Below are 24,348 nucleotides of genomic sequence, written 5' to 3'. Positions count from 1 at the left end.
TTGACCATATAATCCAAGTGATTTGCGTGGCGCATGAAAGGCCACGAGAGAGCTGGATGTTGTGACAAGTCGTAGTGAGATGGAAGTACGCGTCAGAAGTCATGACGAGATGAAGTCGGTACGACCCGTGAACAGCGGTATCAGCTTGATTTACCACCTTATTTGACAAGACGAGGGCAGCGCAAAGTGCGCGTAGGACCCGACTCGGTCAAGCCAGTTTGCCTGGCGACCATAGAGCATTGGAACCACCTGACCCCATCCCGAATTCAGTAGTGAAACGATGCATCGCCGATGGTAGTGTGGGGTCTCCCCATGTGAGAGTAGGTCATCGCCAGGCTTTAATACCAAAACGCCCCGTTCAGCAATGAGCGGGGCGTTTTACTTTGTTGTGGTCGCGCTTCGGGGTTTTTTATGGGGCCTTTACTCGCTGCACGTCCAGTTTTTTCAGCATGAACTCCACGGCTCCGCGGATCTCCTCGTCCGAGCAGTTATCGCACAGTCCCCTTGCGGGCATGTCGCCAATGCCCTCCAGGGTATTCCGGTACAGCGCCTCGATTCCCTGCTCCCTGCGTTCCTCCCATTGGCTGGGCTGGTCAAGCTGGGGAACACCTTCTAGCCCGGCACTGTGGCAGCTGCTACACAGCTGTTGGTAGAGCGTATAGCCATCCCGGGCTTTGGCGCCCTCAAGCGCTTCACCTTGCGGGTCGCGATGGAGTCGCATTAACCGCCCACCATTTTGTACCAGTAGATACAGCGAGCCATCGCTCGCGACCTTCAGGTCTCGAATACGGCCCTTGGCTTCATGCAGGATCCCGTGTTCGGAACGTATCTGCCCATCAACCAGGGCCAGCTTGCTGACGTGAGCACCCTTGAGCGCACCAACCAGCAGGTGTCCCTCCCACTCCGGGAACATCGCGCCGTGATAAATGGTGATTGGCGAAGCGGCGATTGAAGGTAAATAAAAATAGAGTGGTTGCTGCAAGCCGTCGTGCCGCGTGCCGAGGCCGATCTTTTCCGTGGTGTAGTTGGCGCCGTAGGTAATGGTGGGCCAGCCATAATTCCGCCCGGCCTCAATCACATTGACCTCGTCGCCACCCATGGGGCCGTGCTCGGTCTGGAAGAGTTTTCCCGAGGCTGTATCGAACACAAGGCCCTGGGTGTTGCGTACTCCCGCAGCGTAGATGCGTGGGTCGATACCGGGTTGTTCAACGAAGGGATTGTCAGTCGGGATGCTGCCGTCGTCCATAAGACGCAGGATCTTGCCATGCAGTGAGCCCATGTCCTGCGCGCGTGTATTTTTAGTGCGGTCGCCGATGCCGACATACAGGTAGCCTGCGGCGTCGAATGCAATGGCGCCACCGAAGTTCGCGGGCGCCTTGGTAAACGGGTCAGCGGTGAGCAGGCGCTCGACGTGCTCCAGCGCATTGCCCTTGAGCTGAGCACGGCTGAGTGCCGTGGTATAGCGCGCCGGCTCCTCACTATGCTTCGCCGCATGCGTGAAGTACACCAGCCGGTTTTGTGTGAAGTCGGGGTGCAGGGCGATATCCATCAGACCCAGCTGCCCCTTGCCAGAGGGTATTTCCGGGAGCCCGGTGACAGCAGTGATACTGCCGTCACCGAGATCCACGCGCTGCAGGCTGCCGCCAATTTCCGTGACCAGTGCTTCTGTTGACGACAGTATTTCCATCGCCCAGGGATACTGCAGGCCTTTGGCGATGGTATCCAGGCTTGCATCACGCACGTTTACGGCAGCAAGCGAGTTCAGATCCCCGTAGTAGGGCGCGGGCTCGCCTGGTCGCAAGGGACGACGTTGCTCTTGAGGTTTCTTTTGCGGGCCCGGTTTGACAGGCGCTGGCGCCGCTTTATCCTTTTCCGCTGCAGGGATTTCCTGCAATGCCTTGCCCGTAACGCCGGGAATAGCGGGGAGTATGCCGCGCAACGCCAACGCGGCTCCAAGTGCAAATGCGATTATTATCGCGCCCGTCAGGAGTGCCGCCCTGACAGCTATCCCTTTTGACATCAGCCCCCCTGTTCAACACAAGCCGCGTACGACGCCGCAACAATAACATGCGCGGGGGACCGGTGTGCAGCGTCAGCGCTGGGCTTTGAAACCCGCTTGCTGTGCGTCCCAGGTTGCGCTGGTAATGCCCGCTTCGCGCAATTTGAATTTTTGCACTTTGTTGGTCGGGGTGTAGGGCAGCTGTTCTACCTGCTCCAGGTAGCGTGGAACAAAAAAGTACGGGGCATTTTCGTTGATGAACTGAGCCAGCTCCTCGGGTGCCAGCGTCTGCCCCGCTTTCAATATGTAGTTCAGCTTGAGCTCGGTCTCGGAGGCGAGGATATCGCTGGGGACACCGAACGCGGCACAGTCTGCCAGTGCGGGATGGCGCCTGGCGACCATTTCCACTTCAAAGGTGGAAATATTGCGTCCCTTCAGGCGTACCGCATCTTTCTTGCGGTCCGAGAAAAAGTAATAGCCGTCCGGGCGTCGCTTCAGCATGTCGCCCGTTTTGTACCACTCTCCCGAATAGCTGGCCGCTGTCGCTTCGGGGTCGTCAAAGTAACCATTGAATATCACGTAGGGTTCGCGTGGACGCACCCACAATTCCCCTGGCTCGCCATCGGCCACATCGTTGCCCTGGTCATCGACCAACCGCGCTTCCAGCGCCTTGGCGGGTGTGCCACAGCTTCCGGGAGGCAGGCTGTTTTCCTCCGGGGTGACGATCACCAGCTGCATGGCTTCGCTCTGGCCGAGCCCCTGGGGCAACAATTCCACATTAAAGCGCTCGCTGAACGGGCCCGCGACATCGGCCGGCATCGGTACGGCCATCAGTTTGCGCAGACTGTGTTTTGCATCATCCTCACGCAATGGGGCGTTCCACAGAAACATGTGCATGGCGCCCAGTGTGAAGCTCTGTGTGGCGCCGTAGTAGTCCACACGGTCCCAGAAATGGGTAACCGAAAATGACGTATCGATCGCGAGCGGAATGCCTACGATCAGTGAGCGCAGAATGGACGTGACCCAGGCGGCCGAGTTGTACATGGGCAGGACGGTGTAGATGACATCGCCCGGGCGCGTTCCGAACAACGCATCACCCGACGCCACGGCATTGAACCACACGTTGTGACTTTGCATGACGCCTTTCGAGCGCCCTGTGGTGCCCGAGGTCCAGAGTACGGCGCAGGTATCGCCATAGGTCTGGCCGGACATGTCGGGCTCGCTTGCACCTTCGATATACAGTGAGTTGAAGGCGTGGGCACCGGGGAGCGCCGTGCTGTCGCCGAGAATGACGTAGTGCCCTGCGCTCAGCTCACCGTGTACATCGGCAAGTCGCTGCACATGCGCGTCGTCGGTTACCACAATGTGGGCTCGCGTGCGGTTGATGGTTTCCGTGAGCCAGGCGCCTTTGTAATCAGAGTTGACCGGGCTCCAGACGGCGCCCAGTTTATTGGTCGCCAGTGCCAGAAAAATGACTTCTGGCGAGCTACCCATGAAGAAGGCGACCCGGTCGCCCTTGCCCAGACCGAGGCCAGCCAGTCCGGCGGCAAGCTCGTTAACTTTACGGTCTGCCTCGGCAAAGGTGTAGTGCGTGTCGCCGAACATGATGTAGGTGGCATCGGGCTGCTGCCTGGCTTGCAGGCTGAGTGCGCGCCCCAGGTGACGGTCTTCGATGCGATCGAACTTCAATACATTCATGCGTGGCTCCGAAAAAACGATGGTAAGGCTGGGGCGTGGCTCACAGGGTGATGCCTGACTGTGGATTGCTGGCCAGGTGTTTGCCCATGCTGGCCAGTTCATGCGCGGCACCTCCGAGGTCGAACTCGAGTTGCTTGGCCCAGAGGAAGAAGCGGTGAATAGGGTACTCTACATCCGCGCCAATACCGCCGTGCAGGTGCTGTGCCGTGTGGGAGACGCGGTGTGATGTCTCGGCCGCCCACCAGCGCGCCGCGCCGGCCTGCAGGGTGGCATCCAGCCCTTCGTCAATACGCCACATGGCACTGTCGACCACGCCACGCAGCGCTTCAATATCCATGTAGGCGTCCGCTGCGCGATGGGCGACGGCCTGGAAACCAGCCAGGGCTTTGCCGAATTGCTTGCGCTCGCTGGTATAGCTTGCGGTGCGCGCGAGCGCTTCGCTCGCCACCCCCAGTTGTATTGACGCGGTCATCACCTGTTGGCGTTGGCGCAGCGCGGCGATAGCGTCACTGCCACCGAGGTCGATAGCCTTGGCGCGAGCCACTTGCAGCAGTGCTGTAGGGCGGCCATTACTGACGCGTTGTGGTGTCAGTACAAGGTCAGCTTCAGCGGGAGAGAAAGCGACCAGCCTGTCGCCTGCGCAAACCACGACATACAGCGCATCCTCGGCCCAGGGGACCATGCTCAGCTCGCCGCTCAGGGTGCCTCCGGTGAGTTCAAGGCCTGCTCCCAGGCTAAGACTGAGGTGGGCGCTGCCATCGGCCACCTTGCTCAAGCCCTCACTGACACCACCGCGCTCCAATGCGTAGGCAGCGAGCAGCGTTTCTGCCAGGGGAATCTGGGCGAGAACCCCGCCCTGTGCCTGTGCGACAAGGCACTGCGCAGCGAAGCCCATGCCGGAGCCGCCATTGGCTTCTGACAGCCCGAGCGCGGTAAGACCTGAGCTCGCGAGAGTCTCCCACAGCCCGCGGTCAAAACTGTTCTGGTGGCGCACGCGCGCTGCGTCGTCCACCTGGTCGCGAAAAATACGCGTGGCCAGCTCGGCAATGGCCGCCTGATCGTCACTCAATGAGAAGTCCATGGTCAGTCTCCTGTTGTGCGGCGTACCCGCCGCTGCGTGTTCAGTGTAAGGCCTATCGTTTCAGGGAGAGAATCCTGTCGGCGTGGTTGAGCACCCGTCGCGGTGGATTACAGGCGAAAAGTCCGCGGTAGAACAGTGCCGCCAGCCATTCCGCGAGTTCATCCTCGCTCAAACCGAGTGCCAACAGGTCTGCGTTGCGTTCGATGTAGCGGGTGCGCAGCACTTCCTGCCCTATACCGCTGAGCGCGTGTACCACGAGGTTGACCTCGTGCTCATTGAGGTCACTGTTCGGGAACACGTAGGGAAACACGGCAGCCAGCAGCTTCAAACGGCGATTGTAGGAAGCCTGCCAGCGCGCCCTGAATGCCGGGTCGTCAACGCAGAATTGGTCGATGCAGCGCATGATGCCCGGATGGGCTGCGTGCGCCTGCACGGCTACCCGGTAGTGTGAGCGCAAGCGGCTGAACCAGTCGCCTTTGCTGACGTCGCGCTCGATCTGCTCCGTGGCCTCGAAGGCTGCCAGGTGATCCTCGAGTATTTCGTCAATCAGCGCGTCCAGTCCGTTGTAGTAGTGATGAAACAGGCCTGCCGCCACGCCAGCCTCGGCCGTGATGTCCTTGACCCGCAGCTGGTGATAACCCACCCGGTCGAGCAGGGCGATCGCGGCACTTTTCAGCCGCTCACGCGCAAGCTCCCCCTTGGGGCGCTTTGGTGCGGGTGATGTATTGTCGCTTAGGGGCATCATGTCTGTGCGTCAGGCTGAAACCGGATTATTATTGATATTGAATCCAAATTCAATAATAATCCAGACACGACCATTCAGGTAATCAGGAGGCGGGTAACCGTGCATATCGACTATACGGCAGAGCAGCGGGCCTTGCGCAGTGAACTGCGGGAGTACTTTCAGTCACTCATGACCCCCGAGCTGATAGAGGCGACACGCGGCAATGAAGGTGGCGAGGCTTACAAGTCGGTGATTCGCCAGATTGGCCAGGACGGGTGGCTGGCGCTCGGCTGGCCCAAAGAGTTCGGCGGTCAGGGGCGTGGCCCCATGGATCAGATGATCTTCTTCGAAGAGGCGCAACTCGCTCGCGCGCCGCTGCCATTTGTGACGATTTCCACGGTTGCACCCGCCATTATGGCGCACGGTTCCGAGGCGCATAAGGCGTTTTTTCTACCGAAAATTGCTGCGGGTGAACTGCACTTCGCCATTGGCTACACCGAATCCGACGCCGGCTCCGATCTCGCTGCCCTGAAAACCACGGCAGTGCTTGAGGGCGACGAGTGGGTGATTAACGGTACCAAGGTTTATACCTCGAGCGCGGAGGCGGCGGATTACATCTGGCTGGCCGCACGCAGTGACCTGGAGGCTGCTCGCCCACATGCCGGTATCAGCATCTTCATGGTCGATGCGCATCAGCCGGGGTTCAGTTTTGCTCCCATTCACACGGTGGGTGGTGTGCGCACCAACATGAGTTACTACAACGATGTGCGCTGTCCCAATGACATGATCTGCGGGCAGGTCAACGGTGGCTGGAAGCTGATTACCTCGCAGCTCAACCACGAGCGGGTCGGGCTGGCCGCCATCGGTATATATGCGTATGGCCTTTATCAGGATGTACTCGCCTGGTCTCGCGAGCCCGATGCTGCGGGTGTTCGACCAATTGACGACGCCACCGTGCAGCGCCTGCTCGCGGAATGTTACGCGCGCCTTGAAGCCATGCGCCTCATGACCTGGCGCATGGCGTGGAGCATGGAGCACGGCGAACCGGAGGTGGCCTACGCGTCAGCCATGAAAGCGTTCAGCACCGAGGGCCTGATCGCGGTGTATCGTTTGTTGATGGACGCCATGGGGCCCGCCAGTATGCTGCATCGCGGCAGCACCGGCGCTGCGCTGGCCGGTGATCTGGAAGAGGAATACCGCAAGTGCCAGATCAATACCTTCGGTGGTGGCGTGGTGGAGCTCATGCGCGACCTGGTGGCCGCGTTCGGCTTGAACATGCGTGCGTACAGCCGCTGATCGCAGCCATTTTGATGTTTCGGCCATGGTAATGGCGCCCCTTTAACGTTACATTGTCCGTGAGGGTAAAATAATAGACGGTAGTTAAAGTCATGAGTGTAGCCATCAAGGGCGAGGGGCGGCGTGAGCGCAAGAAGCGCGAAACGCGGGAACGAATTTTACTGGTGGCGCGCAGCCTGTTTACCCGGCAGGGGTACGAAGCGGTCACGGTCGAAGCGCTGGCCGAAGCGGCGGACATATCCAAGCCTACGCTCTTCAACTATTTCCCCAGCAAGATGGCTATCTTGCAGGCGCTGGTGCCTGGCGTAGACGAACGCTTCGCTGCCGCCATTGAGCGTTTTCGCGCGGAGGGTGGGGCCGCCGAGGAGCAACTGGCCCGTTTTTTTGCCTACGGCGCCGAAATGACGCGCAAGACTCCCACGCTCACCCGCGCCATGCTCATTCTCGCGTTGCGCGCTTACGAAGACCCGCTATACAGCGTTGACCAGCACCGCTGGCCCCTGCTGCACGAAAGCTTTTGCGCCATGTTGCATGATGGGCAGGCGCGGGGTGAGGTGCGTTCGGACATCAGCGTCGAGCGTATAACGCACTACATTCTGGGCATTTACGTATACGGCCTGCTCAGTTGGCTGTCAGACCCCAAATACAGTGTCGATGCCGAGTTGGCGGTGGCCGCTGCGTTCCTCGGTTCAGGGTTTTCCGTGCGTGCGGAGGCCAGCGCGGCCGACCGCTGAACCCCTGGCCCCGGCGCTCGCGCGCTGGTATTGTTATCTGCACCACTTCCTCAATTTTTGGTAATTCATCACTATTCCGTGCCGGTTGTGCGGTGTAAAGTTGTCCCCCCGTCTAAAACGTAACCGCAGAAAACTTTTAGGCTGGAGACATGTAATAACCCAGGCAAGACATAAAAGGCCCGCATCGCCCTGGCGCTGTGCAGGGATAACTGTTTGACCCGCATGAGAGGATCCCCCATGAAGACATTCAGGTTTGCGCCGCGCCCGTTGGCCGTGGCCCTGTCATCCATCGCCTTTGGCATGAGCATGGCATCGCAGGCACAGGTAACCGCGCTGGAGGAAGTCATCGTCACCGCGCAAAAACGCGCAGAGAGCACGCAGGAAACGCCTGTGTCTATCGCGGCACTGACTACCGATGCGTTGGAGCAACGCAGCATCGAGAACACCGAGGGCCTGATTGGACAAGTACCTGGCGTAGCCGGCTTCAATGCCCCGGGCTCACGTGGCGCGACCAGTCTGGCCATTCGCGGCTTTGGCGGCGGCAGCCCCGCCAACCTCTCCCTCGACCCTGCCGTAGCCGTTTACCTCGACGGTGTTTACGTAGGCAAGATGCAGGGCTCGGCGATGGACGTTGCCGAGTTGGAGCGTATTGAAGTGTTGCGCGGCCCACAGGGAACCCTGTACGGCCGTAATGCGACTGCAGGCGCGGTGAACTTCATTTCCCGGAAGCCAACGGGCGAGCTGGGTGTGCGCGCCAAAGGCACGCTGGGCAAGTACGACGAGCAGGAGCTGAAAGTGAATGTCGACCTGCCCGCGATAGGCGAAGTCGGCGAAGGGCTGGGCAAGCTGTCCGCCGCGTTTGGCTACCAGACACGCGAGCGTGACCCGTTCTACGACAACCTGAATGGTGGCGCCGGCTTCGACAGCATTGACCGTGATGCTTACCGCATTGCGCTGTTGTGGGAACCCACGGATGCATTGAGCGTGGATTACAGCTACGACAACAGCGATCTCGACGAGCAGGGAGGTTTGCAGAAAGTGACCGGCTTCACCGCGCTCGACCCCGCTGGAAATGTGAGCCGCATATCAGCGCTGCAGGGTACCCTGCAGGGTGCGCAGTTCTGGGCCAGCATTCCCGGAAGTGACCCGCGCATTGCATCGCGCTGGATTCCTTCGCTGCAGGAGACGATCGGGGTCTATCAGGGCATTGAAGCTGACGGGCAGGGCCGCGTCAGTGGCGGTGTAGCCGATTTCGTGCCCACCTCACAGAACGAAGTTGAGGGTCACACCCTCACCCTGAACTGGGAGCTGGGTGACCTCGGTGCGCTCGGCGACGTCACCTTCCGCTCGATCACCGCTTACCGCGAGCTGCAAACCTATGTGTTCGGCGACCTGGAGAATATCGATAGCTCGCTGGATGCCAACGGTGTGGGCGTCTACTCGGATCTGGTTCACCTGACACTGGCGCAGCTGTACGCGCCCACTTCAGGCTTTGCCTACCCCTTTGTCGACGGCCTGTGGGCTGGTATCGACGAATTGGGTGTGAACCACTCGAAGCAGGATACCCTGTCGAACTACGACCAGACCTCGCAGGAGTTCAACATCATCGGTGCGACCGACCGGCTTGATTACGTGGTGGGGCTTTACTACTTTGAGGACGAAGGCCAGTTTGACCGTGCGGCAATTTTCAGCGCACCGCTGGCCGGCGCTGGTACCCAGTACTACGAGAACTCCACTGACGCCATCGCACTGTTCTCCCAGGCAACCTGGCGCCCGGATGTGCTTGACGAGCGTCTTTCCCTGACTGCCGGTTTGCGCTACACGGAAGAGACCAAGGATATCTTCTACGATTATTCGGCGGTGACAACGCCGTTTGGCCAGACGCCTGCGCGCTCTACCAGCCGGGAAGAGAACTTCTACAACCTGAGCGGGAACCTCACGGCGGCGTATCAGCTGACCGATGACATGAACGTTTTCCTGCGCTACGCAACCGGTTACCGCAGTGGTGGTTTCAATGGCGAGGTGTTCGACAACGCCTACGAAGAAGAAACCATGGAACAGTGGGAGCTGGGCCTGAAAAGTGACTGGTGGGACAACCGCCTGCGTGTTAACGGCTCTCTGTACACCTACGTGTATGAAGATATGCAGGTAAGCCAGATCAAGTCCGATGGCGGCACCGCCACCTCCCTGATCACCAACGCCGGTGAAGCGGATCGTTGGGGCGGTGAGCTGGAAGTACAGGTTGCACCGGCGGAAGATCTGATTCTCAGTGTGGGCTACGCCTACGTTACCGGTGACTTCGAGAAGTTCCCCGAGTTGTGCGGCACTGGCGGCACCTGTATTGAAACCAAGGACGCTGCGAAGCGCACCACACCGGGCAACCAGATCAACGCTTCGGCGGACTACGTGTTTGCACGCACCTCGTTCGGTGACATTCGCGGCTATGTCCAGCTCAACTGGCAGGATGAGTGGGCCGAGTCCGCTCTGTGGACTGCCGATGTCAGTGGCCAACCGGTGATCTACGATCACGCGATCATGGATGCGCGCTCTCTGGTTGATGCACGTCTTTCTCTGGAGAGCATTCAGGTGGGCGACGGCATCATGTCGGTGGCACTGTGGGGCCGTAACCTCACCGATGATGACTACCCCACCTTCGGCATCAACTTCGGCGGCCTCGGTCTGACCACCGAAGAATACGGTCCGCCGCGCACGTATGGTCTGGACATCACTTACGAGTACTGATTAACCAGCCAGGCTGTACCGGTTTTGGGGGCGTCCTTGCGAGGGCGCCCCTTTTTTTTGCTGGCACATTCGTGGTGAATACACGTAGCTGTTGCCTGTTCATGCAGGCTTTGAGCCGGCATCATCATGTTTGACGCCGGTTAGGCTTCTGTATAACCCGGCGGTATTTTTGGCGAGGGGGACAGATGAAGCGACGTGGGACGGATTCCGATAGAAATCTGGCGCGGCGGAAGACTTGCCGGATGAGATTTCAGGCTGCCATGCGTTGACGGCAGAACGGCGTGGAGCGCAATTGCGGGAGAGGCGAAAACACATACAGCGGCGGTTCAGCCGCTGAGGAGGGAAGCGCTCCGCATGAGCTGCGGAGCGCCGGGTCTTATCAGCCGACGAAAGACTTGCTGGGTGCAGCAACGCCTTCTGACTCGGTCCCTTTCAGGTAGGCCAGCATGGTGTCTGCATCAGAGACTTCGAAGGGGTCAGTCGGGCAGACATCGCCAAAGTCGGGTTCGGCAAACAGCTTTTCGATCTTGCCGTCGTTGACCAGCATGGAGTACCGCCAGGAACGCATGCCGAAGCCCAGGTTGGACTTGTCGACCAGCATACCCATTTTACGGGTGAACTCACCGTTGCCGTCGGGCAGCATTTTCACGTTCTTGGCGCCAATCTGCTTGCCCCACTGAAACATGACAAAGGCGTCGTTGACCGAGATGCAATAAATCTCGTCTACACCCTGGCTCTTGAATTCCTCGAACAGCGCTTCGTAGCGCGGCAGGTGGTTGGAAGAGCAAGTGGGGGTGAAGGCGCCTGGCAGAGAGAAAACGACGACTTTCTTGCCAGCAAAGATATCGTCTGTGCTGGTGTCCTGCCAGCGGTAAGGGTTCTCGCCGCCGACGGATTCATCGCGAACACGCGTCTTGAAAACAGTTTGTGGAACCTGTCCTGCAGAGATCATGGTAACTCCTCGTCTATGACTCAATGTGTGATCGCACAGTGCCCGTATCGGCGCTCTGCTACGAACTGTCACTTTAACCCGGAACGCCGGTTCTGAAAACATGATTAATTCGAACCATATGATCTATAAAACAGTATGTAGGCGTAGGTAAGTTGAACGCCATCGTGTCATATGCTTGAAACATGGAGCGGGACTGGGCATCTTAGCGGGCAAGCGACTGACATTCAGGTCGGCGCGCATAGCCCCGGAGATTAATAATGACAAAACAGGATGTTTTCCGCCGATCGAGCCTTCGTCCGCTGTCCCTTGCGCTGTGCGCTGCGTTGCCTGTGCTGACTGCCTGCAGCGATTCTGTGGATAGCGTTGTGGCCCCTGTTGAACCGCCGCCAGAGCCTGCGGCGGTACCGTTTCAGGAGCTTTTGGATCAGGGCATTGCGCGCTACCTGGGTGAATATACGCCCATGCTGTCTGAGACGGATGGTGATGTCGTCAATCACAGCTTCGGTGCCGGAGATGGGCCTCTGTGCCTCACTGGGGGTGAATACACCATGGCAACCCGTGACACCGGCTCGGAGGACCTGGTGATCTTCCTTCAGGGCGGCGGGGCCTGTTGGTCTGATTTGTGCCTCGCTACTGAGCAGGCAGCTCCGGGCATCCCGGCCCTGGGCGTGTTGGATCCCGCCCTGGCGGACAACCCGGTTGCGGGCTGGAACACAGTGTACCTGCCTTACTGTGATGGCTCTTTACATGCGGGTGATCAGGATGTAGATACGGACGACGATGGCAGCGCCGACCGCTTCCATCGGGGCCTCCACAACCTGTCTGCTTCACTGGACGTAGCGGTGAATACATTCCCGGCGCCGCGGCGCATTTTATTGACCGGGGTTAGCGCCGGCGGCTTTGGCACAACGTATGCGCTACCACTGGTGCGCCAGTTGTACCCGGACGTGCCGATCGAGTTGATCAACGATTCTGGCTTGGGGTTGGGACGTATTGACGATCCTTCCTTCATCGAGCAGTTGCTGACCGAGTGGAATGCCACGGCGTTTTTCCCCGAGAGCTGTGAGACCTGCATTGGTGATGATGGCCACATCACTGACTATCACAAGTATCAGCTCAGTGAGGATGAAAATTTCAGTCTGGGCATGATGAGCTACACGCGGGATACCGTGATCTCATTGACCTTTGTGCAGGTGGGTGGAGAGGCATTCGAGGCAGCTTTGATCGGCGAATTGGATGATCTTGAAGCGGCGTTCCCTGACCGAGTTAAATCGTTTGTGGCGACAGGTACGGAGCATACCTTCCTGATCGGCGATCTGGGCAAGACCGCTGGTGGTGTTTCAGTGGCCGACTGGGTCAGCTCCATGCTGCAAGGAGAAGGCTGGGAAACGACACGCGACTAGGTCAACCTGCAGTGGTCCGGCACAACCCGTTGGCGACCGGGTTGTGTGCCTGGCCGACGAAGTAAATACAGGTTGTGCTCAACGTACGGGCTTTTTCTAACCTAATAAGTCACAAAAAGCTTCTATGGGCTTGTAATTAATAGAGATTTTTTGATATCACGTGCTAAGCTTGCGGCGTCAGGTTCCGAGCAGGTTGATTCTGCGGGTAAACGCCGCATAATCGCGCTGGGACAAAAAAATCAAGATCTGCTTCCGAGTGGGCAACAGGGGACGACAATGATCATCAGCGGCATTACTCATTATAGCCGATTGGCTGCGCTATTTGTTATCGCGTTTGCGTTGACTGCTTGTGGTGGCGGAGGCGGCGGTGGAGACGGTGGCGGTTTCTTGCCGGATCCTGATACGCCCAATAACCTTGCCCTGAGCTTGACCATCGAGAAGGAGTCTGTCCCCGCTAATGTGGCGCAGAGGCCTGCGGAAGCCGACAGCCCGCATGTTGCACAGATTGCGATTGAAGTTTCAGATAGTGGCACGGGTCTGCCGGTCGTTGGAGCGGAGGTGTCGGTTTCGTTTACCGGAACGCGCGTTGGCGGTTTGCTGAGCGAGGAAGACCTTGCGGGTGGCGTGGACGAAACTCTCTCCAGCGTGAGTGTGCAGACCGGCGCCAATGGTGATGCGCGAATTTTCTTTGTGGCCGGCACCGTGGATGGTGAGGCCAGCCTACGGGTTCGTGCAGAACGTTCAGCGGATGGTTCCACTGCGGGTGGCGCAGAGGTTGCAGCATCTATCCTTGTGGTTAATACAGCGGGTCCCGCGGCCGCACTGGAGTTCACAGGGCCGTTCATCGAGGCTATCCGCACTAACAGGGTAGAGGTCGGCCTTGCTCCCGATGAAACCGTTGATTTTCAGAATGGCACATACAGTCGTGTGGTTTCGGTGACCGCTACCGATGCCAACGGTAATCCTGTGGCGACCAATACCCCGATACTTTTCCGCTTGATAGATGCGCCCCTTGATGGCTATCCGGAATCAGGCCCTGGCAGTTTTGTTATTAAGGGTAGCAACGGTAACCCATTGGAAGGTAACTTCAGCTTCGAGGCTGCAGGTGCCAGGTTTGCCGCCTTGGGCGCACGGGTGGGTGATCGCCTGGCGTTGGATGCAGACCCGGATGGTCGTTCCTTTTTCCATGCGGGTATTCGTACAATCTCCGAGCTGCCAGAGGGTGAGCCCGGTTCTCTTTTGATCCGCACAGATGAAGAGCCGTTCCGCGTCGGCGAAGATCAGGGTGCGAATGTGCCTTATGTGATCGGGCGCGCTCGCGTAGGCAATATCCAGTCGCTGGCATTCACGGATGCCAACGGCACAGCCAGCACACTGCTGACTTACCCCTTCAGCAATGTTGGGCGCACTGCGCTTCTCGTCGCACAAACGGAGGATTTCTCCGTCAGCCGTGTGTTCAATCCCGGTGGTCCGGTTTATCTCGGCTCACTGGAAGAAGAGGGGTTGACCCTGACTGCCTCGACCAGAACGTTGACGAGTAATGTGACCAATGGTGTGGTCTCACTCTGCGTTCGCGACGGCAATCAAGTGCCGTTGCCCGCTCAATCTATCCAGTTCAGTGTAGGGGATACGTTTGGTGCCAGCGTTGATGTGAATGGGCAGGGATCGTCAGGTGCGCTGGTTACAGGTGCTGGCGGTTGCACCTCGGCCGTTGTGAACGTCCGCGACCAGCTCCCGGGAAGCGATGAAATTACCCTTCTGTTCTCCGTTCAGTCTCTCGGCGAGCCCAGCGAGGTGGAGGTCACTATTCTTGCTTCGGGTTCAGGCAACCTCATTGGCAACCTGAATTGTTCGTCCAGGACCTTGGGGCTCGTGTATCTGACAGATTCAGGAGAACCCATTCCGAACGCGCTGCTTTCTGCCTCCGATTTCACCTGGCCAAGCGGCAGCCCCAATTTCATCTTCACGCCGGCCTCCGATGGCGGCTCCAGTGCGGGTGTTACCGATAGTAATGGGGCGGTGGCGGTGCGCTATTCCATTACCTTGCCCCAGCCTGAAGAGAATGATCAGACAATAGAGTACACGGCGACCTTTGAGACAGGTAGCGGAGACGCGCAATTTGACTTCCGGTGCGGGTTTACCGTGGCAGGCACCGGCCCGGCTACCGATCCGCAGCTTGTGATTCAGACCTCCACGTTGCCGGATGCGACCGATGGAAGTGCATACTCGACGCTGTTGGAGTCCAGTGGTGGCGAGTCTGGTTCGCAGAAAAACTGGACCCTGGTCTTCAATGATGGCGCCGTGGGGCTCTCCGTGAGCAATAGCGGGACAAGCGGCGCCTTGCTTTCCTGGGCAAGTCCCGTCACGGGAAGCTACGATATCGTCGTGGAAGTCAGCGACCAGGGTGGGCAAGTAGTCAGCAAAACCCTGAACCTTGAGGTTGTTGATCCGTAGAAGAAAGCTTGGGGGCGGTGCGCGTGTCGTCCCCAGGCGCTAAAACGGGGCTCACCGGTTTGCGCAACACCGAGTGGGTGTTGTGCCCCGATGTCCGGTCGTTGGTGGTGGTGAGTCGCGGCCTACAGCCAGCCCGCAACATCCAGGATCTTCAGGCCGCCCAGGCCCACCGCGACCGCTACCACCAGGCTTCCCAGCAGGTTGGCAAGCCACCCGTTGGCCTGTGCCCCCAGTAGCGAGCGACTGTTCATCACCAAGAGCAGGAAGACGGCGACCACAGGCAGCAAGAGGCCATTGGCTGCCTGTGCCAGCAAAATCGCGGCGAGTGGTCGTGTGCCCAGCGCCGCGAACAGCGTGCCTGTGGTCAGTACAGAAATCCATATCAGGCGGAAGCCCGGAGCGCTCATGCGGGATTGCCAGCCCATGGCGCCACAAACCGCATAGGAGGCGGCGAGTGGGGCGGTGATCGCGCTGGTCAGGCCGCCTGCGAACAGGCCGGCGGCAAAAATGCTGTTTGCCGCCGGCCCCAGCAAGGGCTCCAGCTGTCGTGCCAGTGAACCGCCGTCGAATGTCACGCCGGTACCAAAAAAGGCCGTGGCCGCTGTGCTCATGATCGCCAGGGTGATCAGCCCACCGAGACCGATGGACAGGCCACTGTCCACGCGCGATTCGTGAACTGCCCGCTCCAGACTGATGTTCGCCGGCCACTTTTCCCGCACGGCATTGGCATGCAGGAACAGGTTGTAGGGCACTACGGTTGTGCCAATCAGCGCGATGGCGACCATGACCGACCCCTCGGGCAGCGTCGGGCGCAGCAGACCGTAAAGAATGTCGGTCACGCAGGGGCTCACCACGATAGCGGCCAGCATGAACACAACGCTCATTACCAGCACGAGCAGGATCAGCACGGCTTCCAGCACCGCGTAGCGGCCACTTGCCAGCAGGCCGGCAGCGACCAGCCCAATGACCACGGACCAGAAAGCGGTGCCGAGACCGGATACCGTGTTCAGCGCCAGCGCTGCACCCGCAATGTTGCCTGCCTCGTAGGCCGCGTTGCCAATGCCAATGGCGACCACTACGAGGATAACCGCGAGTTTGCCCAGTAGTGGGCTGGTGAAGTGAGCACGCATCGCTTCTGCCAGGCCAGCGCGTGTCGCGAGCCCCAGGCGGGCACTCATTTCCTGCAGGATATACGTGGCGAACACGGAGAATAGCAAAGCCCAGAGCAGAGCGAAGCCATAGTGTGCGCCGGCAGAGCTCGCGGTGGTTATGGTGCCGGGGCCGATGAAAGCTGCTGTAACCAGCAACCCGGGGCCAAAGCGGAAGCGCTGTTTACTGGATGTCATCAAGTGGTGCTCCCGCGTTGCCTCAACGGCCATGTTAGCAGCCTTGGGCTAGGTTGTCGGTGCGTGCGGCTGCTACCATGCCGGCCATGGCCACGTTGACTGCTACTGCCCCATCACTGTGCGTTTCTGTGGTTGTCTACCACAGCGACCTGGCGCGCCTGGAAGAGACCCTGGCTGCGCTGCTGGTGGCGGTGCAGAAGGCGCGTGAAGCCGCCGCGCTCACAACGGTTGCTGTGCTCATTGTGGATAATTCGGTGTGCAGGGTGTACCACCAGGCGCTGCGCGATACCATCGGTCAGCTGCCCTGGGAGCGCACCGAGGTGGTGTGCCGCGTACTGCAGGCGGCGGCCAATCTCGGTTACGGCGCCGGCCACAATATGGCTCTGGAACAAGGTGCTTCTGACTGCCATCTGGTGCTGAACCCGGATATTGTCACAGACGCCCGGGCTCTGGCTGTCGGCTTGAGGTATCTGCGCGAGCACCCGCAGGTGGTGCTCGTTTGCCCCCGGGGGGAGCTGGCAGATGGCAGCCCGGCGTATCTCAGCAAGCGTATGCCCTCAGTGCTGGTGCTGGCGTTGCGCGCCTTTGCGCCCCCGTGGTTACAGGCCCGCTTCGCGGCGCGCCTTGCCGCCTACGCCATGCACGACGTACACGCTGCCGGCAGGCCTACGGCCGTGCCACTGGCAAGCGGCTGCTTTATGCTGGTGCGAGGGGCTGTGTTGCGCCGCATGGGCGGTTTTGATCCGGCGTTTTTCCTGTATTTTGAAGACTATGATCTGTCCTTGCGCCTGGCTGCCCTGGGTGAGCTGCACTACCTGCCCGAGATGTGCGTGCGCCATTACGGCGGGGAAACGGCACGCAAGGGCCTGCAGCATGTTGCTTATTTTCTGCGAGCGGGCCTGCGTTTCTTCCACCGTTACGGGTGGCGCTGGCTGTAGCGCCCTGCGAAAACTGCTAGACTGCCGGCTCGTCGAAACGTGAAGCGACCATGGCAACCCCACGAGATTTGCACAAGCTGGCGTGCCTGGAGCCCCTGGGGTTGCAGCTGCTGGTGGCCCGCAGGGTCTTGCCCGGTGCGGCGCCGAGTGCGCCGCGTGTTCCGGTTGTATGGCGGTCTGAAGCTGCCGCACCGGCCCTGGCGGACGCGCCGGTCGCTACCGATGCGGTATCGACAACCGATCGGGCGGCGGTCTCACCCTCCCTCGCACCGTCGGCGCCAGCCAAGCGCGCGCCAACAGCCGTCCCGGCACCCACGCCCAGCCCTGTTGCTGCAACCGCGGTCACGTTCAGCGTGGTCGCAATCGTCGCCGGAGGCTGCCTTTGGTTGCAGCCTGTGAAAGGCCCGGAATTGCCGGCAGAGCAGCTGCAGTTGATTCGCGCCATGGCGTTTGCCCACACCATGCGTCGCGGCGGTGAGCGGGAGGCTGCGCCGCTGGCTACGCGGTTCGATTGGCCCCTGCATACGAACCGGCAGCTCGATCTGGGCGAGGAGGCCGCGGCCGCAGCGCTCACCGGTTTTGTGCTGCGGCAGTTGCGCGATAAAGGCTGCCATTGCCTCGTGCTGTTGGGTGCGCATGCTGGCCAGTACCTGCTGCAGCCAGAGCTCGACACGGTGCCTGCCGTGCGTTTGCCTGATAGTGCCGAGATGATTGCTGAGCCCGCATTGAAGCGCGATGCCTGGCTGGCGCTGGCGGCGTTGGAACTCTAACCGTGTCTTCGGTTATCAGGCCCGCGTTGCCTGAAGATATCCCCAGGATGGCTTCACTGGATGCGCAGGCATCGGCTTGGCCATGGCGGGAATCACAGTTCGTTCGTTGCTGCGCGGTGGCCGAAGATGCCTCGGAGCGCGCGCTGTTGCTGGAAGTGAATGGCGCCCTGCAGGGGTTTGTGGTGTACGCGCGCGAGTTTGATGACGGCAGTATCTACAATATCGTGGTTGCCAGCTCCGCGCGACGCCAGGGGTTCGGGGAGTGTCTGTTGCAGTCGGCCGTTGATGCCATGCTCGCAACCGGAGCGCGGCGCTGTGTGCTTGAGGTGCGCAAGTCCAATCTGCCCGCCCGCCGCCTGTACGAGCAGATGGGGTTTCACGTGGACGGTTTGCGGCGCAACTATTATCCGCTGCCGCCTGGGCGTGAAGATGCGGTACTGATGTCACTGGATCTGTGAGAGAACAATGAACATAGTGGAAACCGAGTGGTGGACGATGGCGCTGGCGCCTGAATGGTGGGCCGATGTCGAGGAGGACGGCACCGTACTCATCGCCGACGAAGACGATGTGGGCTGCCTCGAGATGACCACGCTGCACAAGACAGACGGTGACCTCGGACAGGCAGAGCTCCGGCAGATTGCTGCGGCGGAGTCGCCCGCGGCATCAGGTTGGCAGGCGGTCACTTGTGGTGACTTTGCAGGCTGGTCGACCCGTTTCATCGAGGAAGATGCGGCGGTCCGCGAATGGTATCTTGCCGCGCACGGCCTGTTGCTGTTTGTCAGCTACAGCTGCGACAGCGACAACCGTGGCATGGACGATGCCGCCGTCGACGCACTATTGGACACCCTGGCGCTGAGCGAGGCAGCCCCGGGCTGAGCGTCAGCTGATGGTGCCGGTTACGCGCACCCGCTTGGCGCCTTTCACCGGCCTGGCTTTCAGCGCGTCCTGGCGGCGTTTTATGTGGCTGTCGATGAGATTTTTGCCGGCGATCATCAGCCCGGTGAAAATAAACGCACCGGGAGGCAGAATGGCCAGCAGAAAAGGCTGGTAGTCATCGATCAATACCAGTTTCCAGCTCGCCGCCGAGGCGCCAAACAGCAGCTGCATATCGGCAAACAGGGCCCCCGTTCCCAGCATTTCGCGCACGGCGCCCAGCATCACCAGCACCACGCCAAAGCCCAGCCCCATGATCAGGCCATCATAGAGCGCCGGCGCAACCGCATGCTTGCTGGCAAAGGCGTCGGCGCGGCCCAGAATGACGCAGTTGGTGGTGATAAGCGGCAGGAAAATCCCCAGAATCTGGTAGAGGTCGAAGGCGAAGGCCTGCATCAGCAACTCGGTGCAGGTGACCGCAGAGGCGATGATCATAACGAACACCGGCAGGCGCACGGCATCCGATACCACGTTGCGGATGACGGAGACCGCTGTGTTGGAACAGGCCAGGACCAGTGTGGTGGCGGCGGCCAGGCCCAGTGCATTGACCACATTGCCGGTGACCGCGAGCAAGGGGCAGAGGCCGAGCAGCTGCACAATCGCCGGGTTGTTTTTCCACAAACCGTTCAGAGTCAGTTCGCTGTAGGCGGGAGTACTCATGCGGTGGGCTCCTTCTGCGTTGCGTCGGGTTTGCCAAACAGGCTGGCGTGCTCGCGCTGAACGAACTGCAGGGCCTTTTGTACCGCCGCGACGACGGCACGCGGGGTGATCGTGGCGCCGGTGAACTGGTCAAACGCGCCGCCATCCTTGCGCACGCCCCACTGGGCGGGTGGCGGGTTGGTCAGGGATTTGCCGTTGAAATCGAGAATCCACTGCGATTTGCGCAGGTCGACTTTGTCGCCCAGGCCGGGGGTTTCCCGGTGTTTTACGGCGCGTACGCCGGCAACGGTGCCGTCCGCATTGACGCCGACGATCAACTCGATGTCGCCGCTGTACCCGTCTCGCGCCACCACCGGTACTATCACGGCGACAGCATCGCCGCTCTGGCGTGCAATGTACAAGGGGCGGGCTTCGCGCAGCCCAAGGTCGTTGCCCCCCGGCTGCAGTGTGCGGGTGTCGTCCAGCATGCTGTTGTCGTGGCGCTCGCGGGGCACGATTTCAAGCAGCGCCTGTTCTTCCGCGTGGCGCTGCTCCAGGGCAATGGTGTCCCGCGTGGCGAGCCAGGTGCCGCCAATCAGCAATGCTGTGCACAGAGCGAAGAGCGCCAGCAGTGCGCTGTTGCGGGTAATCGATTGCCCCAGGAGTTGCATCAGCCGGTGCCTCCAGACTTGCCGTGGCCATAGACGCGTGGCTGGGTGTAGTGGTCGATGAAGGGTGCGGCAAAGTTGGCGATGAGTACCGCAAAAGCCACGGCATCGGGGTAATTGCCCCAGACGCGAATCAGATACACCAGCACGCCGATAAGCGCACCGAAAACCAGCCTGCCCCGCACCGAGACGGCGGAGGAGACCGGGTCGGTAACGATGAAGAAGGCGCCGAACATGGTGGCGCCGCTGAGCAGGTGGAACAGGGGTGACCCGCCACTGCTGGAGCTGCCACCGGCGTAGAAAAGCGCTGACATCAGCGTGAGGCTGGCAAGCATGGCTACCGGGGCATGCCAGGTGAATATGCGCCGGTACAACAGCCACAGTCCACCGGCCAGAAAGGCGAGGTTGACCCATTCCCAGCCAATGCCCGCCCAGCGCCCGAACTGTGGTGTCTGGGCCCACAGGTCCTCCATGAGCAGTCCCTGGTTCTGGCGCAGTATATCGAGCGGGGTCGCCATGGTGACGCCATCGAACTGGGCGGGCAGGAAGCAGGCTTGCAGGGCCTCCCAGAGATTGGGTACGTCCGCGAGGCCACGCGGTGGCGCCCACGCCGTCATCTGCACAGGAAACGAAATCAGCAGCACGACGTAGCCCACCATGGCGGGGTTGAAAGGGTTATAGCCCAGCCCGCCGTAGAGTTGCTTGGCCATCAGAATGGCTGCCGCCACACCCACGGCGATCAGCCACCAGGGGGCATAGGGTGGCAGGGCGATGCCCAGCAATACGCAGGTCACCAGGGCGCTGCAGTCTTTGAGGTAGAAGGTCAGGGAGCGCCCGCGCAGGAACAGCGCCAGGGATTCAAAGGCGATGCCGACCAGGCACGCCCAGGCTACATTGATCAGGGTGCCAAAACCAAAGAACAGGGTGAGCATAAACACACCGGGCAGGGTGGCCAGCAGCACCTGGCGCATCACCATGCCTGTGCTGTAGCTGCCGTGAGCATGCGGCGAACTGACGCGCATCAGTGCCATCAGGTCGCTCCCGATTCTGTTGCGGCTGATTCGGCCTCAGCCAGTTTGCCTTTCAGGCGCTCCACCGAGGCCTCCAGGGCGCTGACGATTTTGGCGTCCTCGCCAGACGCAACGCTCTGCGCCAGGCGTTGTTCGGCTTTCGCCAGTTTCTGCCGCAGCGCAGCCTCGGGAGAAACACTGGCTGCGACGGGTTGGCCGTCCTGCTGTGCGGCCTTCTTGGCCTTGGCGCGCTCGATGGCGGCCTGGATCGGGTCCTCCGCGTCACCCTGAGCGGCCAGTTCGGCGCGCTTCTCCGCGGCCGCTTTGCGCGCAGCACGTTTGGCTTCGCGTTCTTCTTCTTCCTGTGCCAGCCTGACCTGGCGTGCCTCGAACCGCTGTCGCGCCTGCTCCGATTTGGCGTGCTCGCGTCGCTGTTCCAGAATGTCGGCCTTTGAGGCGCGGTAATACTGCACCAGTGGGATGTGGCTGGGGCAGACCCACGAGCAGGCCCCGCACTCAATGCAGTCGAACAGCTTGTGTTGCTCCAGCTTTTCGAATTCCTTGCCCTGGGCAAACCAGAACAGTTGCTGGGGCAGCAGGCTTGCCGGGCAGGCCTCGGCGCAGAGGCCGCAGCGGATGCAGGGCTGCGCGGGCGGTGGTGGCGGTAGCTCGGCGGCGGTGGGTGCCAGAATGCAGTTGGTGGTCTTGACGATAGGTGCCTGCACGGTGGTGACGGTGAAACCCATCATCGGCCCGCCCATTACCAGGCGCTTGCAGCGCTCCGGGTGCAGGCCGGCAAGCTCCAGCAGGTACTGCATGGGCGTGCCCAACAGCACCTCGAAGTTTTGCGGAGCCTCCACCGCGTCGCCGGTCACCGTGGTGATGCGCGAAAGCAGCGGTCGTCCATGGCAGATGGCATCGCGCACGGCCACGGCGGTGCCCACGTTCTGGCAGACAATGCCGATGTCTCCCGGCAAGCCGCCGCTGGGCACCTGCTGCCCGGTGAGAATCTCGATGAGCTGCTTCTCTCCGCCCGACGGGTATTTGGTCGGGAAGGTCACCACCTCAATGGTACTGCCAGCGGTGGCCGCGCGCAGGGCAGCAATGGCTTCGGGTTTATTGTCTTCCAGCCCCAGCAGGACCTCTTGCGGCTGCAGGATATGCTGCAGGATGGCAATGCCCTCGACGATATCGGTGGCCCGTTCGCGCATCAGGCTGTCGTCGGCTGTGATGTAGGGTTCACACTCCGTGCCGTTGATGATCAGGGTCTTGACGGCTCGCCCGGGCTTGCCGGCGAGCTTCACGGCGGTGGGGAAACCCGCCCCACCCATGCCCGCTATGCCCCCAGCGCGGATCAACTCCAGCAGCTCGGTGGCTTCGCAATCGCGGTAGTTAGCTACACCCTGCAGTGGCGCCCAGCGGTCTTCCTGATCGCAGTCGATGACGATGCAGGGTGCAGGGAAGCCGGAGGGGTGGGGTATGGGCCGGTCTTCAATGGCGCTGACCATGCCTGAAGTCGGCGCGTGTAGCGGTACGCTGACATGTCCACCAGGCTCGGCAATCAACTGCCCTTTCAGTACCTGCTCGCCAACCGCGACGACCGGCCGCGCCGGCGCGCCAATGTGCTGCGACAGAGGCAGAATCAATTGTGGCGGTATACCCGCGTTGCGAATGGGCTGCTGCAGCGACTGATGCTTGTTCTCGGCGGGGTGAATGCCGCCGTGGAAATCATGCACCCGCCTCATGCGGCACGCTCGGCCGGTGTGGCATCGGTGGCTATAATTTCCAGGTTGTTGCTGCGTTGGGCGGGCATTTGCCAGTGCCAAGTTTGCAGGCTTTCAGGCTGCGGGATCATGTCGATGCAGTCCACAGGGCAGGGCTCCACGCAGAGGTCGCAACCTGTGCACTCGCTGGCGATCACGGTGTGCATCTGCTTCGCCGCGCCCAGAATCGCATCGACAGGGCAGGCCTGGATGCACTTCGTACAGCCGATGCACTCATCCTCGCGGATGTAGGCCACCGCCTTTACCTTTTCCTCGCCGTGTTCCTCGTCCAGCGGCGGTGCTTCTACGTCCAGCAGGTCCGCCAGGGCCTGGATGGTGGACTCGCCGCCGGGCGGGCACTTGTTGATGGCTTCGCCGCCGGCAATGGCCTCGGCGTAGGGACGGCAGCCGGGAAAGCCGCACTGTCCGCACTGGGTTTGTGGCAGGATGGCGTTGATTTCATCGGCAATCGGGTTGCCTTCCGTCCGAAAGCGCACGGCAGCGAAGCCCAGCAGCGCACCGAACGGTGCGCCGAGCCCGACCAGCGCCAACAGCGCCGCAAGCAATGGATATTCTGCGATCCAGCTCGGCATAACGCTACACCAGTCCCGCGAAGCCCATGAAGGCCAGTGACATCAAGCCGGCCGTGACCATGCCGATGGCAGCGCCCCGAAAGGGCTCTGGCACGTCGGCAACGGCCAGGCGCTCGCGCATGGCCGCGAACAGAATCAGCACCAGGGAGAAGCCCAGCGCGGCGCCAAAGCCGTAAAACAAGGCCTGGAGAAAGCTGTGGTCCTTGTTGATATTGAGCAGTGCGACACCCAGTACGGCACAGTTGGTGGTGATAAGGGGCAGGTAGACACCCAGCACCCGGTGCAACAGTGGGCTGCTTTTGCGCACCACCATCTCGGTGAACTGCACCACAACGGCGATCACCAGGATAAATGAGATGGTACGCAGGTATTCGAGCCCCAGCGGCTCCAGCAGCAGGTAGTAGGTCAGGTGGCTGCAGGCCGAGGCGAGTGTGAGTACGAAGGTGGTGGCCATGGACATGCCCATGGCGGTTTCCAGTTTGTTGGACACGCCCATGAATGGGCACAGTCCAAGGAACTGCACGAGCACGAAGTTGTTGACCAGAATGGCTCCGATCAGAAGGATGGAATAGTCGGCCAGCACAATAACGTCATCAAGGGGTTAC

At 60.7% G+C, this 24,348-nt stretch carries 21 protein-coding genes and 1 rRNA gene; 10 read left to right on the top strand and 12 right to left on the bottom strand.

Going from position 1 to position 24,348, the window contains the following annotated elements; all coding sequences use genetic code 11:
- Nucleotides 1-221: 221 nt before the first annotated feature.
- Nucleotides 222-337: ribosomal RNA gene (gene rrf / locus G533_RS0105635) — 5S ribosomal RNA — on the top strand.
- 72 nt (nucleotides 338-409) lie between these two features.
- Here the strand turns inward: rrf and G533_RS20675 are convergent.
- The 4 genes from G533_RS20675 to G533_RS23345 all read right to left on the bottom strand — a co-directional run bounded on the left by G533_RS20675 (nucleotide 410) and on the right by G533_RS23345 (nucleotide 5,523).
- Nucleotides 410-2,020 carry a PQQ-dependent sugar dehydrogenase gene (locus tag G533_RS20675; protein ID WP_084638819.1) on the bottom strand — a complete coding sequence of 537 codons (1,611 nt, stop codon included), beginning with the start codon at nucleotides 2,018-2,020 and terminating at the stop codon, nucleotides 410-412.
- 72 nt (nucleotides 2,021-2,092) lie between these two features.
- The gene (locus tag G533_RS0105625; RefSeq protein WP_027949127.1) at nucleotides 2,093-3,697 is read right to left on the bottom strand and encodes an AMP-binding protein; all 1,605 of its coding nucleotides are present in this window, start codon (nucleotides 3,695-3,697) and stop codon (nucleotides 2,093-2,095) included.
- 40 nt (nucleotides 3,698-3,737) lie between these two features.
- The gene (locus G533_RS20670; protein WP_051230002.1) at nucleotides 3,738-4,778 is read right to left on the bottom strand and encodes an acyl-CoA dehydrogenase family protein; all 1,041 of its coding nucleotides are present in this window, start codon (nucleotides 4,776-4,778) and stop codon (nucleotides 3,738-3,740) included.
- Between the two features lie 52 nt (nucleotides 4,779-4,830).
- Nucleotides 4,831-5,523 carry a TetR/AcrR family transcriptional regulator gene (locus tag G533_RS23345; RefSeq protein WP_027949126.1) on the bottom strand — a complete coding sequence of 231 codons (693 nt, stop codon included), beginning with the start codon at nucleotides 5,521-5,523 and terminating at the stop codon, nucleotides 4,831-4,833.
- Nucleotides 5,524-5,622: 99 nt separating this feature from the next.
- Here G533_RS23345 and G533_RS0105610 point away from each other — a divergent pair, with 99 nt between their 5' ends.
- From G533_RS0105610 to G533_RS0105600, 3 genes are all read left to right on the top strand, one after another.
- Nucleotides 5,623-6,798 carry an acyl-CoA dehydrogenase family protein gene (locus tag G533_RS0105610; RefSeq protein ID WP_027949125.1) on the top strand — a complete coding sequence of 392 codons (1,176 nt, stop codon included), beginning with the start codon at nucleotides 5,623-5,625 and terminating at the stop codon, nucleotides 6,796-6,798.
- A 92-nt stretch (nucleotides 6,799-6,890) separates the two neighbouring features.
- Nucleotides 6,891-7,532 carry a TetR/AcrR family transcriptional regulator gene (locus G533_RS23340; protein ID WP_027949124.1) on the top strand — a complete coding sequence of 214 codons (642 nt, stop codon included), beginning with the start codon at nucleotides 6,891-6,893 and terminating at the stop codon, nucleotides 7,530-7,532.
- 237 nt (nucleotides 7,533-7,769) lie between these two features.
- The gene (locus G533_RS0105600) at nucleotides 7,770-10,274 is read left to right on the top strand and encodes a TonB-dependent receptor (RefSeq protein ID WP_027949123.1); all 2,505 of its coding nucleotides are present in this window, start codon (nucleotides 7,770-7,772) and stop codon (nucleotides 10,272-10,274) included.
- Nucleotides 10,275-10,653: 379 nt separating this feature from the next.
- Here the strand turns inward: G533_RS0105600 and G533_RS0105595 are convergent, their stop codons facing one another.
- A complete protein-coding gene (locus G533_RS0105595) occupies nucleotides 10,654-11,226 on the bottom strand; it encodes a peroxiredoxin (protein ID WP_027949122.1) in 573 nt (190 codons plus the stop codon).
- Between the two features lie 257 nt (nucleotides 11,227-11,483).
- Here G533_RS0105595 and G533_RS0105590 point away from each other — a divergent pair, with 257 nt between their 5' ends.
- Nucleotides 11,484-12,629 (top strand): pectin acetylesterase-family hydrolase, encoded by a 1,146-nt coding sequence (locus G533_RS0105590; RefSeq protein WP_027949121.1) that lies wholly within the window; start codon nucleotides 11,484-11,486, stop codon nucleotides 12,627-12,629.
- Between the two features lie 150 nt (nucleotides 12,630-12,779).
- Entirely contained in the window at nucleotides 12,780-15,083 is a 2,304-nt protein-coding gene (locus G533_RS0105585; RefSeq protein ID WP_144079799.1) for a hypothetical protein, read from the top strand.
- Between the two features lie 122 nt (nucleotides 15,084-15,205).
- Here G533_RS0105585 and G533_RS0105580 read toward each other — a convergent pair whose 3' ends face one another.
- Nucleotides 15,206-16,429 (bottom strand): Nramp family divalent metal transporter, encoded by a 1,224-nt coding sequence (locus G533_RS0105580; protein ID WP_027949119.1) that lies wholly within the window; start codon nucleotides 16,427-16,429, stop codon nucleotides 15,206-15,208.
- A 77-nt stretch (nucleotides 16,430-16,506) separates the two neighbouring features.
- Here G533_RS0105580 and G533_RS0105575 point away from each other — a divergent pair, with 77 nt between their 5' ends.
- Genes G533_RS0105575 through G533_RS0105560 form a run of 4 tightly spaced genes read left to right on the top strand, consistent with a single transcriptional unit; the run spans nucleotide 16,507 to nucleotide 19,013 of the window.
- Entirely contained in the window at nucleotides 16,507-17,367 is an 861-nt protein-coding gene (locus tag G533_RS0105575; RefSeq protein WP_084638817.1) for a glycosyltransferase, read from the top strand.
- Nucleotides 17,368-17,417: 50 nt separating this feature from the next.
- On the top strand, nucleotides 17,418-18,137 hold the full coding sequence (locus tag G533_RS0105570) for a hypothetical protein (protein ID WP_027949117.1): 720 nt from the start codon (nucleotides 17,418-17,420) through the stop codon (nucleotides 18,135-18,137).
- A gap of 47 nt (nucleotides 18,138-18,184) precedes the next feature.
- Entirely contained in the window at nucleotides 18,185-18,595 is a 411-nt protein-coding gene (gene rimI / locus G533_RS0105565) for a ribosomal protein S18-alanine N-acetyltransferase (RefSeq protein WP_051230000.1), read from the top strand.
- 7 nt (nucleotides 18,596-18,602) lie between these two features.
- On the top strand, nucleotides 18,603-19,013 hold the full coding sequence (locus G533_RS0105560) for a hypothetical protein (RefSeq protein WP_027949115.1): 411 nt from the start codon (nucleotides 18,603-18,605) through the stop codon (nucleotides 19,011-19,013).
- Between the two features lie 3 nt (nucleotides 19,014-19,016).
- Here G533_RS0105560 and G533_RS0105555 read toward each other — a convergent pair whose 3' ends face one another.
- The 6 genes from G533_RS0105555 to rsxA are packed head-to-tail and all read right to left on the bottom strand — an operon-like array spanning nucleotide 19,017 to nucleotide 24,326.
- Complete coding sequence (locus G533_RS0105555; protein WP_027949114.1) at nucleotides 19,017-19,730, bottom strand: electron transport complex subunit E; 714 nt, start codon at nucleotides 19,728-19,730, stop codon at nucleotides 19,017-19,019.
- On the bottom strand, nucleotides 19,727-20,380 hold the full coding sequence (gene rsxG, locus G533_RS0105550; protein WP_027949113.1) for an electron transport complex subunit RsxG: 654 nt from the start codon (nucleotides 20,378-20,380) through the stop codon (nucleotides 19,727-19,729). Before rsxG ends, G533_RS0105555 begins: the two co-directional genes overlap by 4 nt.
- The gene (gene rsxD / locus G533_RS0105545) at nucleotides 20,380-21,408 is read right to left on the bottom strand and encodes an electron transport complex subunit RsxD (RefSeq protein WP_027949112.1); all 1,029 of its coding nucleotides are present in this window, start codon (nucleotides 21,406-21,408) and stop codon (nucleotides 20,380-20,382) included. The genes rsxG and rsxD overlap by 1 nt, the downstream gene beginning before the upstream one ends.
- Complete coding sequence (rsxC, locus tag G533_RS0105540; protein WP_027949111.1) at nucleotides 21,408-23,132, bottom strand: electron transport complex subunit RsxC; 1,725 nt, start codon at nucleotides 23,130-23,132, stop codon at nucleotides 21,408-21,410. The genes rsxD and rsxC overlap by 1 nt, the downstream gene beginning before the upstream one ends.
- Nucleotides 23,129-23,743 (bottom strand): electron transport complex subunit RsxB, encoded by a 615-nt coding sequence (gene rsxB, locus G533_RS0105535; protein ID WP_027949110.1) that lies wholly within the window; start codon nucleotides 23,741-23,743, stop codon nucleotides 23,129-23,131. Before rsxB ends, rsxC begins: the two co-directional genes overlap by 4 nt.
- 4 nt (nucleotides 23,744-23,747) lie before the next feature.
- Complete coding sequence (gene rsxA / locus G533_RS0105530) at nucleotides 23,748-24,326, bottom strand: electron transport complex subunit RsxA (protein ID WP_027949109.1); 579 nt, start codon at nucleotides 24,324-24,326, stop codon at nucleotides 23,748-23,750.
- Nucleotides 24,327-24,348: the final 22 nt, after the last annotated feature.

It is taken from the genome of Haliea salexigens DSM 19537, assembly GCF_000423125.1.
GTDB classification, from domain to species: Bacteria; Pseudomonadota; Gammaproteobacteria; order Pseudomonadales; family Halieaceae; genus Haliea; species Haliea salexigens.
Note: the sequence above shows the minus strand (reverse complement) of the source record. Positions and strands in the feature narration are given on the sequence as shown.

Excerpts from the sequence above, each read along its gene's own strand:
- G533_RS20675 (WP_084638819.1), bottom strand. The coding sequence starts at position 2,020 with ATGTCAAAAGGGATAGCTGTCAGGGCGGCACTCCTGACGGGCGCGATA.
- G533_RS0105625 (WP_027949127.1), bottom strand. The coding sequence starts at position 3,697 with ATGAATGTATTGAAGTTCGATCGCATCGAAGACCGTCACCTGGGGCGC.
- G533_RS20670 (WP_051230002.1), bottom strand. The coding sequence starts at position 4,778 with ATGGACTTCTCATTGAGTGACGATCAGGCGGCCATTGCCGAGCTGGCC.
- G533_RS23345 (WP_027949126.1), bottom strand. The coding sequence starts at position 5,523 with ATGATGCCCCTAAGCGACAATACATCACCCGCACCAAAGCGCCCCAAG.
- G533_RS23340 (WP_027949124.1), top strand. The coding sequence starts at position 6,891 with ATGAGTGTAGCCATCAAGGGCGAGGGGCGGCGTGAGCGCAAGAAGCGC.
- G533_RS0105600 (WP_027949123.1), top strand. The coding sequence starts at position 7,770 with ATGAAGACATTCAGGTTTGCGCCGCGCCCGTTGGCCGTGGCCCTGTCA.
- G533_RS0105595 (WP_027949122.1), bottom strand. The coding sequence starts at position 11,226 with ATGATCTCTGCAGGACAGGTTCCACAAACTGTTTTCAAGACGCGTGTT.
- G533_RS0105590 (WP_027949121.1), top strand. The coding sequence starts at position 11,484 with ATGACAAAACAGGATGTTTTCCGCCGATCGAGCCTTCGTCCGCTGTCC.
- G533_RS0105580 (WP_027949119.1), bottom strand. The coding sequence starts at position 16,429 with ATGACATCCAGTAAACAGCGCTTCCGCTTTGGCCCCGGGTTGCTGGTT.
- G533_RS0105575 (WP_084638817.1), top strand. The coding sequence starts at position 16,507 with ATGCCGGCCATGGCCACGTTGACTGCTACTGCCCCATCACTGTGCGTT.
- G533_RS0105570 (WP_027949117.1), top strand. The coding sequence starts at position 17,418 with ATGGCAACCCCACGAGATTTGCACAAGCTGGCGTGCCTGGAGCCCCTG.
- rimI (WP_051230000.1), top strand. The coding sequence starts at position 18,185 with ATGGCTTCACTGGATGCGCAGGCATCGGCTTGGCCATGGCGGGAATCA.
- G533_RS0105560 (WP_027949115.1), top strand. The coding sequence starts at position 18,603 with ATGAACATAGTGGAAACCGAGTGGTGGACGATGGCGCTGGCGCCTGAA.
- G533_RS0105555 (WP_027949114.1), bottom strand. The coding sequence starts at position 19,730 with ATGAGTACTCCCGCCTACAGCGAACTGACTCTGAACGGTTTGTGGAAA.
- rsxG (WP_027949113.1), bottom strand. The coding sequence starts at position 20,380 with ATGCAACTCCTGGGGCAATCGATTACCCGCAACAGCGCACTGCTGGCG.
- rsxD (WP_027949112.1), bottom strand. The coding sequence starts at position 21,408 with ATGGCACTGATGCGCGTCAGTTCGCCGCATGCTCACGGCAGCTACAGC.
- rsxC (WP_027949111.1), bottom strand. The coding sequence starts at position 23,132 with ATGAGGCGGGTGCATGATTTCCACGGCGGCATTCACCCCGCCGAGAAC.
- rsxB (WP_027949110.1), bottom strand. The coding sequence starts at position 23,743 with ATGCCGAGCTGGATCGCAGAATATCCATTGCTTGCGGCGCTGTTGGCG.